Raw genomic sequence first — 10,890 nt, forward strand, 5'->3', positions numbered from 1 at the left:
CGACCGCCCCGACCGCCCCGATCGACCCGACATCCCGACCGCTCCCCGGGCTCGGACGGCGCCCCGGGGCTTCCGGCGACCGTCGGGGCTCACTCGAGTCGACGAAAGCGGTTCACCGTCACCGCCGTGATCGCGTACAGCAGGGAGACTCCCAACAACAGCGGCACGGAGCGACCGTCCGGGGGCAGCATCAGGGCGGCCACCCCCGCCGCGCCCACGAAGGCGACGTTGAACAGCATGTCGTACAGGGAGAAGACGCGGCCCCGGAACCGGTCGTCCACCGTGGACTGCACCACGGTGTCCGTCACGATCTTCGATCCCTGGGTGACCACCCCGAGCACGAAGGAGGCGACGAGGATCGGCAGCGGACGGAAGGTGAGACCCAGGGCCGGTACCAGCACGGCCGCGATGGCGGCACAGAGAGCGAACCACCCCAGGCGGCCCAGACGCTCCACAGCCCAGGGGGTCATCACCGCCGCGACGAAGAAGCCCGCTCCGGAGACGCCGACCACCAGGCCCAGCATCGCCATCCCGGCCCCGACCTCGGCATCCCCGCCCCAGGCGTGACGAGCGAGCATCAGGACGGTCACCAGCAGCGCCCCGTAGCAGAAACGCATCACACCGAGCGCGCCCAGCGCACGCGCCGCCGGACGACGATCGGCGAGGTGGCGCAGCCCGTCCACCAGTCCCCGCACGGTCTCCAGCAGTGCCCGACGCACCGTTCCCCGGGCCTCCCCGGGGTCGGGCCCCAGTTGGTCGCGGCCCAACGCCAGGGCCGCCGCACCGGCGAGGACGTAGAAGGCGGCGGCACAGAGCAGGGCGAGGACGTCGCCCGCCCATCGGGTCTCCACCACCGCGTGGAGCACGAATCCGGAGGCGCCCCCGATGGTGGCCGCCACTGTTCCGGCCGTGGGCGAGAGGGAGTTGGCGACCACCAGGCGCTCCCGGTCCACCACCCGGGGCAGGGAGGCGGACAGGCCCGCGAGGATGAAGCGGTTGACCGCCGTGACCATCAACGCCGAGAGGTAGAACAGCCAGATGGGGGCGCCCCCCAGTACCAGTGTGCAACTGGCCGCGGTGAGCCCGGCGCGCAACAGATTTCCATACAGCAGGACCTGACGTCGACTCAGGCGATCGAGGAAGACCCCGGCGAAGGGGCCGAGGACGGAGTAGGGGAGCAGGAGCACGGCCATGGCCGCCGCGATGTCCGCCGGGGTCGCCTGCTGCTCGGGGGAGAAGACCACGTAGGTCGCCAACCCCACCTGGAAGACGCCGTCGGAGAACTGGGAGAGGAGGCGGACGGCGAGCAGCCGCCGGAAACCGCGGAACCGCCAGAGGGTCCGCACATCGGCGATGACCGACATCAGGTGGGGCTTCCTTCCGGTGGTCCGGTTTCCCGGGAGGTGCCCCCGAGGGACTCGCCCCCTTCGTTCCGGGGGTGTTCGGCTTTCCCGGCATCGTGTTTCACGTGAAACACGATGCCGGCCGGGACCGCCGGCAGGTCTCCCCCGCCCCCGGGGACCACCGCTCCGCGATGCTCCGGCGGAAGGGCCGGGATGTGCGGCCGTAGGGCGAAGCGATCCGCCGCGCCGTTCAGGATCCCACCGGCCGGATCGTCCGAGCCATCGGCGCGCACCGGATCCCGGGCCGGACGCAGGATGTCCCGGAACACCACCAGGCACAACCAGGCGGTGGCGGCCAGGTGGAGGGCGATCGCGAGGTGGTAGCCGCCCCGGGGAAGGCCCGGTTCGCCGGTGGTCTGCGCCAGATACATCCAGATCGCCAGGAAGTACAGCACCTCCGCGGCCTGCCAGATCAACAGGTCCCGCCACCGGGGTCTGGCCAGGACGGCCAGGGGGATCAACCACAGAACGTACTGGGGTGAGTACACCTTGTTGAAGAGGATGAAGATCGCCACCGCGAGGAAGACCAGTTGCGGCAGGCGCGGGCGCCGGGGGGCCACGAAGGTCACCACCGCCAGGACCATCCATCCGGCCAGGGTGGCCGCGGTGGCCAGCAGGTTCACCCGCTCCGTTCCGAGGGACAGGTCGGTGCGCTGCACCATCAGCAACCAGAGCGAGCCGAAGTCGACCGAGCGTTCCCTGCTGAAGGTGTAGAAGGTCGCCCACCCCTCCCGGGCCACCAGCATCACCGGCAGGTTGACCAGCGTCCAGGAGATCACCGCCCCGCCGCAGGTGGCGATCAGGGGGCGGAGGCGACCGGCGCGCAGACACAGCAACAGCAATGGCCCCAGGACGAGCACCGGGTACAGCTTGGCGGCGGTCGCCAGCCCGATCAGCAGGCCCGCCGCGAACGGTCGGCTGCGGGACCACAGCAACAGGCCGATCAGCAGCAGGGCGCCGGCGAGGAGGTCCCAGTTGATGGTGGCGGTGAGGGCCAGCGCCGGTGAGAGCGCCACCATCAGTCCGTCCAGGGGGCGACGCGGGTGGATCCGGGAGACGCACAGCGCGATCACCACCGCGCAGATCATCAGCATCCCCGCGTTCACCGACCAGTAGTACTGCTCGGGTCGGTGGGACTGCGCGCCACCGGGGGTGAGCCAGGCCGCCACCTCCATGAAGGCACCGGTCAGAACCGGGTACTCCAGGAACTCCATCCCCGCCCCCAACTCCTCGGGGATGCGGTCGAGGTAGGGGATCAGGCCGTCCGCGAAGCCGCGTGCCCGGTACAGGTGGGGGATGTCGGAGTAGCAGGCCCGGGTGTACTGGGTGGCCGGGCCGTGGAACCAACCGGTGGTCCAGCAGGGCAGCTTCTGCACCATGCCGAGGGCGAACATCCCGATCGAGGTCAGCGCCACCACCCGCAGGGGCGTCCACCAGCCGACCCCGACACCGGCGTGCCGGCCGCGTGGGCCACCGATCAGCTCGCTGCCGGCCTCGGCCACCGGGTCCCGTCCGGCGTCCCGACCCGGCTCCCCCTCCGACGGTCCCCCCGGGCGGAACGACCCATCCGGGGCCCCGGCACGGGGGAGGGGCCGTGCGGAGGACGGCGGGTCGCTGTGCACCATGACCCACATCCTGCCGCACGGCCCCTCGCCGGGCGATCAGGTCCGCGGCCCGACTCCGCCGGGCCGCGGTTCCCCGGGCACCGGGCTAACCGGTGCCCCCGTTGTTGCGTCCGAGGATCGCTCCCTGGCCGCCGCTCGGTTGATCGGTCGTTCCCTCGTCGGCGCCGCTGTCGTCACCGGGGTCACCGGTGTCCCCCCCGCCGCCGTCCGCGCCGGTCTCGCCGCCGCCGTTGTGGCCGCCGTTGTTGTTGCCGCCGGACCACCAGCCGCCGTTGTTGCCACCGTTGTCGTTGCCCTGGTTGGTGCCCTCGGTGGGCTCCGGTTCGGGCTCGGGCTCGCGGGTGGGCTCCGGTTCGGGCTCCGGCTCCTCGGTCTCCTCCGGCTCCTCGGTCTCCTCCGGCTCCTCGGTCTCCTCGATGGTCTCGGTGGGCGTGGGCTCCGGGCTGCGGGCGCCACCGCCGTACCAGATCTCACCGATGTCGCGGGGCTCGGGGAAGGCGGTCTTCTCGTCGTCCTTGGTGGCTTCCTTCATGAAGTTCACCCACACCTCGGCCGGGAAGCCGGAGCCGTGGACCTTCTCCACACCGCCGGTGCCGCGCATGGACATGAAGCGACGGTCCGGGTCGTCCGGCTCCATGTCCTGCGGGTAGCGGAACATGCCGACCGCGGTGGACAGGTGCGGGGTGTATCCCACGAACCAGGCGCTGACGTTGTCGTCGGTGGTGCCGGTCTTGGCCGCCACCGGACGGCCGAGGGCCCGGGCCGGCTTGCCGGTGCCGTTCTCCACCACGTCGACCAGGACGTCGGTGACGTTGTCGGCCACCGCGGTGTCGAAGACCCGCTTGAGCGTGGTCTCGTGCTCGTAGATGAGACCGTCGTTGTTCTCCACCCGGGTCACCGAGTACGGGTCGGCCTGCTCGCCGCTGGCGGCGAAGGTGGCGTAGCCGTCGGCCATCCGGATGGCGCTGGGGGTGGAGACGCCGAGCGCGAAGGAGGGCACGCTGTCGTCGTGGGCGCCGAGGCTGCCCTCGCGCAGACCGGCGTCGATGGCGGCCCGGGCCACCCGGTCGATGCCGATGTCCATCGCCAGCTGCACGAAGGGGGAGTTGGCCGAGACCTCCATGGCGCGACGCAGGGTGATCTCACCCTCCTCGTTGCCCTCGAAGTTGTTCTGGCGCAGTTCCAGCTCCTCGCCGGTCTCCGGGTCCTCGCCCTTCCACACCTCACCGTTCCAGTACTCGATGAGGAGCCCGTTCTCACTGTTGTAGATGCTCTCCGGGGAGAGCGGGGTGCGGGCGTCATCGGGCTGGTCGGCCGGTTTGAGCGGGTCGCGGACCCCGTCGCGCAGCGCCGCGGCCAACACGAAGGGCTTGAAGGTCGAACCGACCTGCACGTCCTCGCGGTTGGCGTTGTTGACGAAGTGCTCGGTGGCCGAGACGCCACCGTACAGGGCGACGATCGCACCGTCCTTCGGCACCACGGCGGCGCCGCCGAACTGCACGTAGCGGTCGGCCTCCCGCTCCTCGGGGTCGAAGTTCTCCATGACCTCCTTGACCGCGTTCTCCATCTCGGTCATCTTCTGGCGGTCGAAGGTGGTGTGGATCTGGTAGCCGCCGCGGGCCAGGTCCTCGGCGGTGAGGATCTCGTTGGCGGTGATGTAGCCGTCGACGAGGTCGGTCAGGTAGCCGATCTGGCCCGCCTTCTCGGTGGCGGTGCGCGGCGGCTTGGGCATCGGGAACTCGGTGTACTGACCGCGCTCCTCCCTGCTGAGGGTGCCCACCTCGACCCGGCGGTTCAGCACCCAGGCCCAGCGGTCGGCGGCGCGCTCCAGGTTCTCCTGCGCGGCGGCCTCGCCCCGGGTTCCCCCGGTCGGGTCGTAGTAGTCCGGGCCCTTGAGCAGGGTGGTCATGAAGGCGGCCTCGCTCGGGTCGAGCTTCTCCGCGTCCTTGCCGTAGTAGGCGTGCGAGGCGGCCTGGATGCCGTAGGCCCCGCGCCCGAAGTAGGCGGTGTTGAGGTAGCCCTCGAGGATGTCGTTCTTCTCGACCGTGGTCCCCACCTTGATGGAGATCATCAGCTCCTTGAACTTGCGCTCGAGGGTCTGCTCCTGGCTGAGGTAGTTGTTCTTGACGTACTGCTGGGTGATGGTCGAGCCGGACTGGGTGCTCCCACCGCGGGCCATGTTGACCACCGCGCGGGCGATACCCATCGGGTCCACACCGCTGTCCTCGCGGAAGGTGTGGTTCTCGGCGACGATCACCGCCTCCTGCAGATGCTTCGGCATCTGGGTGATCGGGATGTTCTGCCGGTTGAACTCGCCGCCGCCGGCGACCACCATCTGGGTGCCGTCGGCCCAGTAGTAGACGTTCTTCTGCTGCTTGGCCGCCGCGTTCTGGTCGGGGACGTCGACGAGGGCGTAGGCCAGACCGACCATGCCGAGCATCATGCCGAAGCAGGCCACCGCGGCGGCGAGCCACTGCTTCCAGGACGGGATCCAGCGCCACACGCCGTACTTCCCGGCCCGGGGGTAGTCGATCAGTCGCTTCTTCGCCGGCATCTCCGGGGCGCGCCGGCGAGCGGAGCGACCCGAGGGAAGCGCGGCGGCCGCGCCGCCGGCGCCCAGCGCCGCCGCACCGCCGGCGGCACGTCGGCGTCCGCCGCCCTGCGCGGCGCGGCGGGCCTCGGCACGGCTGCGCGGCGGGCCGTCGACGCCCCCGCTGCCGAAGGCGGACGTGGTCTCCCGGCCCCCCCGGCCTCCGGTGGGCGGCGGGGCGGCCCGGCGGCCGGAGGATCCCGCTGCGCGGCGGCCGCGCGACTGCGGCGGCTTGCGACGGTGCTCGCTCATGGGACAGCTTCTCCTAGGACGGACACAGACGTCTGGGACCGGCGGTATCCGTCGCCGCCGGCCACTCCACTCCCCCGATGTGTGCTTCAGCCAACGGCTCAGGGCACACGACACCACGGGGGAGGACGCTTCCGCGCGCCCCGTGGTTCCCGGCTGTCCCGGACGTGTGCTGCACGGCACCAGCGTACGCAGGGAAAGAACATGCCTTTCACCAGCTTTTCCGACATAAGAGGCAATGCGTGCGTGGTGAATCCCGGATGTGATCCCCTTCACCCCCTCGTTGCCCGGGGGTCTCCTTGCCGTACTCTCCACGGCGTTCTATCGTTCAGATGTATCGACTCGATACATCGGCTCGGTACACCGCCCCTCGCGGGCGGCCCCGGGGCGCGATCGACAAGCGATCGGTTGCCCCGTCATCGGCACGACACACGGCACGAACGGGTTACGACGGCGGTATGCGGACGGAGGTGGCGGCCCCCCATGAGCAGACGCTCCGGCGTGTTGGAGTTCGCCGTCCTCGGCCTGCTCCGCGAGGCCCCGATGCACGGCTACGAGCTGCGCAAGCGGCTGAACACCTCCCTCGGCGTCTTCCGTGCCTTCAGCTACGGCTCCCTCTATCCGTGTCTGAAAACCCTGGTGCGGCAGGGATGGTTGACCGAGGAGTCGGGGTACGGCCCCGAGGAGGCCGTCGCGGCCACGCTCACCGGACGTCGCGCGCGGATCGTCTACCGGCTCACCGCCGAGGGCAAGGAGCGCTTCGAGGAGCTGCTCGCCCAGACCGGGCCCGACGCCTGGGAGGACGAACACTTCGGCGTGCGCTTCGCCTTCTTCGGCCAGACCTCCCGCGATGTGCGGATGCGCGTCCTGGAGGGACGCCGCAGTCGGCTGGAGGAACGGCTGGACCGCATGCGGGCCTCACTGGCCCGCACCCGCGAGAAGCTGGACGACTACACCCTCGAACTGCAGCGCCACGGAATGGAGTCCGTGGAACGCGAGGTCCGCTGGCTCAACGAGCTGATCGAGAGCGAGCGGGAAGGACGCGACCGACGGGGGCGTCGCCCGACGTCCGGTGAGCCGGGGGCCCAGGCGCCCTCCGGCCCGTCGTCGCCGGGAGAACCGGACGGCCCGTCCCGCGACCGGGGCGCTGTCGGACCGGATCCGTCCGAGGACACCACCACCTGAAACCCCGCGAGGACGCGGGGAATCGTCGAGAACATTTAGGGAGCAACCGGAATGGGTTCGGTTCGCGTAGCCATCGCCGGCGTGGGCAACTGCGCCGCCTCGCTGGTGCAGGGCGTCGAGTACTACAAGGACGCCGCCCCGGACAGCAAGGTCCCGGGCCTGATGCACGTCCAGTTCGGCGACTACCACGTCCGGGACATCGAGTTCGTCGCCGCCTTCGACGTGGACGCCAAGAAGGTCGGCATCGACCTGTCCGACGCCATCGGCGCCAGCGAGAACAACACCATCAAGATCTGCGACGTCCCGCCGACCGGTGTGAACGTCCAGCGCGGCGAGACGCGTGACGGCCTGGGCCGCTACTACCGCGAGACCATCGTCGAGTCCGACGAGCCCGCGGTGGACGTGGCGCAGGTGCTCCGTGACACCCGTGCCGACGTGCTGGTCTGCTACATGCCGGTGGGCTCCGAGGACGCCGCCAAGTACTACGCGCAGTGCGCCCTGGACGCGGGCGTGGCCTTCGTCAACGCGCTGCCCGTCTTCATCGCGGGCACCAAGGAGTGGGCGGACAAGTTCACCGCCGCCGGTGTCCCGATCGTCGGCGACGACATCAAGTCGCAGGTGGGCGCGACCATCACCCACCGCGTGATGGCCAAGCTGTTCGAGGACCGGGGCGTCATCCTGGACCGCACCATGCAGCTGAACGTCGGCGGCAACATGGACTTCAAGAACATGCTGGAGCGCGACCGGCTGGAGTCCAAGAAGATCTCCAAGACGCAGGCCGTCACCTCCCAGATCCCCGACCGCGACCTGGGCGAGAAGAACGTCCACATCGGCCCGTCCGACTACGTGGCCTGGCTGGACGACCGCAAGTGGGCCTACGTCCGCCTCGAGGGACGCGCCTTCGGTGACGCGCCGCTGAACCTGGAGTACAAGCTGGAGGTCTGGGACTCCCCCAACTCCGCCGGCGTGATCATCGACGCCCTGCGCGCCGCGAAGATCGCCAAGGACCGGGGCATCGGCGGTCCGATCCTCTCCGCGTCCTCGTACTTCATGAAGTCCCCGCCGGTGCAGTACTTCGACGACGTGGCCCGCGAGCAGGTCGAGAAGTTCATCCGGGGCGAGATCGAGAGCTGATCGGGCAGCCCATCCGGCGGCCCCCCGGCCGCCACATGACGCGGGGCCCCGCCGACATCGAAGTGTCGGCGGGGCCCCGCGTCATGTGTTCCGCGGGCCGGGGCCCGGGCTCCCCGGCCGTCCGGGACCCGGCCCGCAAGCGCGGTTCGTCGCCTTCCGGCCCTCAGTTCTCCATGACCCGGTCGTACTGGGTGGTGGTGTGCCGCAGGATCGCCCGCATCTCGTCCCCCACCTGAGGCCCCTTGGCCTCGCCGGGCACGAACAGGATCGACACCTGCATGTGCGGGGGTTCCGCGAACCACCGCTGTCTGCCGTCCCACACGAACGGCGAGAGGTTGCGGTTCACCGTCGCCAGGCCCGCCCGCGCGACCCCCTTGGCCCGGGAGGTCATGCCGTGCAGCGCCTTGGGCGCCTCCAGCCCCACCCCGTGGGAGGTGCCGCCGGCCACGACCGCCAGCCAGCCGTCCCCCGGGGCCTTCTGCTGCCGGTAGCCGAACCGGTCCCCCTTGGCCACCGGCGTGACGTCCAGCACCGTGCCCCGGTAGTCCGTCGCCTCGTGGTCGCCCAGCCACAGCCGGGTGCCGATCCGCGCCCGGAAACGCGTCTGCGGGAACTGCTGCCGCAACCGGGCGAGCTCCTCGGCGCTGAGGTGACTGACGAACATCGTCTCCAGCGGCAGCCGGGCGGACCGCAGCCGGTCCATCCAGCCGATGACCTCCTCCACGGCGTCCGTGCCGTCGGTGCGGTCCAGCGGGAGGTGGATCGCGAAGCCCTCCAGCCGCACGTCCTCCAGCGCGGTCCGCAGCTTGCCCAGCTCGCCGGGGGTGACGCCGTGCCGGCGCATGGAACTCATCACCTCGACGACGACCCGCGAGCCGACCAACCCGTAGACGCCGTCCACCGAGGAGGCCGAGCGCACCACGCGGTCCGGCAGCGGCACGGGTTCCTCGTTGCGGCGGTAGGGAGTGAGCACCAGGATGTCGCCGCTGAACAGCTCCCGCATGCGGGCCGCCTCGTAGGTGGTGCCGACCGCGATCATCGGCAGTTCCAGCAGCGAGACCTCATCGGCGAGCCGCTCGTGGCCGAAGCCGTAGCCGTTGCCCTTGCAGACGGGGATCAGATCCGGGAAGTCGGCCAGCACGGACCGCTGGTGCGCACGCCAGCGGTCGGTGTCGACGTACAGGGTGAGCGCCATGGCGGAGGAACACCTTTCTGCGGCGGGGCCGCACGGGCGGGTCGGTGACCCGGGACGGATCGGCTGGACGACGGGACCCGCGGCGACGCGGGATGTTGCACGGTACGCCGGTGGTGGGGCCCGGCGGTCGCGGATCGTCCCCGCCGGGCGCGTCCCCCCGGGCCCGGTATCCCGGCCCGTCGGGGCGGGGTACCGGATGGACCACGGACCGGTGGAACGGGGCCGGCGGTCGGGAGGCCGCGGTCGGGAGGACGACTGTCGGGGGAACGACGGGATCCGCGTGGGGTCGCGAACCGACGACTCAGCGACGCGACATGTAGATGTCGAGAGCCTTGTGCAACAGCTTATTGAGCGGGAAGTCCCACTCGCCCAGATACTCCGCGGCTTCTCCCCCGGTGCCGACCTTGAACTGGATCAGGCCGAACAGGTGATCGGACTCGTCGAGGATGTCGCCGATGCCCCGCATGTCGTAGACGTGGGCGCCCATGGCGTGGGCGTCGCGGAGCATCTGCCACTGCATGGCGTTGGAGGGGCGCACCTCGCGCTTGTGGTTGGCGGAGGCGCCGTAGGAGTACCACACGTGCCCGCCGACGACGAGCATGGTCGCCGCCGCCACCGCCTCGCCCTCGTGGCGGGCGATGTACAGCCGCATCCGGTTCTCCTCCACGGGGGAGGCGGTCTCGGCGTTCAGCGCGCGCCACATCAGTTGGAAGTACGACAGCGGGCGGGGACGGAAGCGGTCGCGCTCGGCCGTGATCTCGTACAACCGCTGCCACTCCTCCAGGTCCTCGTAGTCACCCCGTTCGACGACCACGCCCGCCTTCTCGGCCTTCTTGATGTTGCGCCGCCACAGCTGGTTGAAGTCCTTGTGGACCTCCTCCAGGGAGCGGTCCCGCAGCGGGATCTGGAAGACGTAGCGCGGCTGCACGTCACCGAAGCCCGCGCCGCCGTCCTCGCCCTGCTGCCAGCCCATCCGGCGCAGCCGGTCGGCGACCTCGAAGGCGCGCGGCTCCAGTTGGGTGGCCTCGACGTCGCGCAGTCGCTTGACCTCGGGGTCCTGGATGCCGGCCTTGATCGCCTTGGCGTTCCAGCGGCGGATCACCACCGGCGGGCCCATCTTCACGGAGAAGGCGCCCTGCTGTTTGAGGTGGGCCAGCATGGGGCGCAGCCACTCCTCGAGGTTCGGGGCGAACCAGTTGATGACGGGGCCCTCGGGCAGGTAGGCGAGGTACCGCTTGACCTTGGGAAGCTGACGGTAGAGCACCAGCCCGACCCCGATCAGTTTGTCGTCGCCGTCGAACCAGCCCAGCGACTCCGAGCGCCACTCCGACTTCAGGTCACCCCAGGCCGGCACCTGCATGTGGCTGGCCGAGGGAAGGGAGCGGATGTACGCCAGGTGCTGCTCGCGGCTGATGGTCCTCAGGGTCGGGCTCATGTCGGGGCGCTCCTCCGGCGGGCACTTCGCAGGGTCTGGCCGGAAGCCTACTCGGCGGGGGGCCTGCCGAGAGG

7 protein-coding genes are annotated in these 10,890 nt (G+C 70.6%); 2 read left to right on the plus strand and 5 right to left on the minus strand.

Going from position 1 to position 10,890, the window contains the following annotated elements:
* Positions 1-89 precede the first annotated feature (89 nt).
* The 3 genes from FNQ90_RS04315 to FNQ90_RS04325 all read right to left on the minus strand — a co-directional run bounded on the left by FNQ90_RS04315 (position 90) and on the right by FNQ90_RS04325 (position 5,870).
* Positions 90-1,364, minus strand: a complete 1,275-nt coding sequence (locus FNQ90_RS04315; protein WP_182605040.1) for an MFS transporter — start codon at positions 1,362-1,364, stop codon at positions 90-92.
* Positions 1,364-3,028 carry a glycosyltransferase family 87 protein gene (locus FNQ90_RS04320; protein ID WP_182605041.1) on the minus strand — a complete coding sequence of 555 codons (1,665 nt, stop codon included), beginning with the start codon at positions 3,026-3,028 and terminating at the stop codon, positions 1,364-1,366. The genes FNQ90_RS04315 and FNQ90_RS04320 overlap by 1 nt, the downstream gene beginning before the upstream one ends.
* An 85-nt stretch (positions 3,029-3,113) precedes the next feature.
* Entirely contained in the window at positions 3,114-5,870 is a 2,757-nt protein-coding gene (locus FNQ90_RS04325) for a transglycosylase domain-containing protein (RefSeq protein WP_182605042.1), read from the minus strand.
* 480 nt (positions 5,871-6,350) lie between these two features.
* Between FNQ90_RS04325 and FNQ90_RS04330 the strand changes: the two genes are divergently transcribed.
* Together FNQ90_RS04330 and FNQ90_RS04335 are read left to right on the plus strand one after the other, a co-directional pair.
* The gene (locus FNQ90_RS04330; RefSeq protein WP_182605043.1) at positions 6,351-7,052 is read left to right on the plus strand and encodes a PadR family transcriptional regulator; all 702 of its coding nucleotides are present in this window, start codon (positions 6,351-6,353) and stop codon (positions 7,050-7,052) included.
* A 51-nt stretch (positions 7,053-7,103) separates the two neighbouring features.
* The gene (locus FNQ90_RS04335; RefSeq protein WP_182605044.1) at positions 7,104-8,186 is read left to right on the plus strand and encodes an inositol-3-phosphate synthase; all 1,083 of its coding nucleotides are present in this window, start codon (positions 7,104-7,106) and stop codon (positions 8,184-8,186) included.
* A 163-nt stretch (positions 8,187-8,349) separates the two neighbouring features.
* Here FNQ90_RS04335 and FNQ90_RS04340 read toward each other — a convergent pair whose 3' ends face one another.
* Together FNQ90_RS04340 and FNQ90_RS04345 are read right to left on the minus strand one after the other, a co-directional pair.
* A complete protein-coding gene (locus FNQ90_RS04340; RefSeq protein WP_182605045.1) occupies positions 8,350-9,381 on the minus strand; it encodes an alanine racemase in 1,032 nt (343 codons plus the stop codon).
* A 301-nt stretch (positions 9,382-9,682) separates the two neighbouring features.
* Entirely contained in the window at positions 9,683-10,816 is a 1,134-nt protein-coding gene (locus tag FNQ90_RS04345; protein WP_182605046.1) for a lipid II:glycine glycyltransferase FemX, read from the minus strand.
* Between the last annotated feature and the right edge of the window lie 74 nt (positions 10,817-10,890).

The sequence above is a fragment of the Streptomyces alkaliphilus genome (assembly GCF_014141535.1).
In the GTDB taxonomy this organism is placed as follows: Bacteria; Actinomycetota; Actinomycetes; order Streptomycetales; family Streptomycetaceae; genus Streptomyces; species Streptomyces alkaliphilus.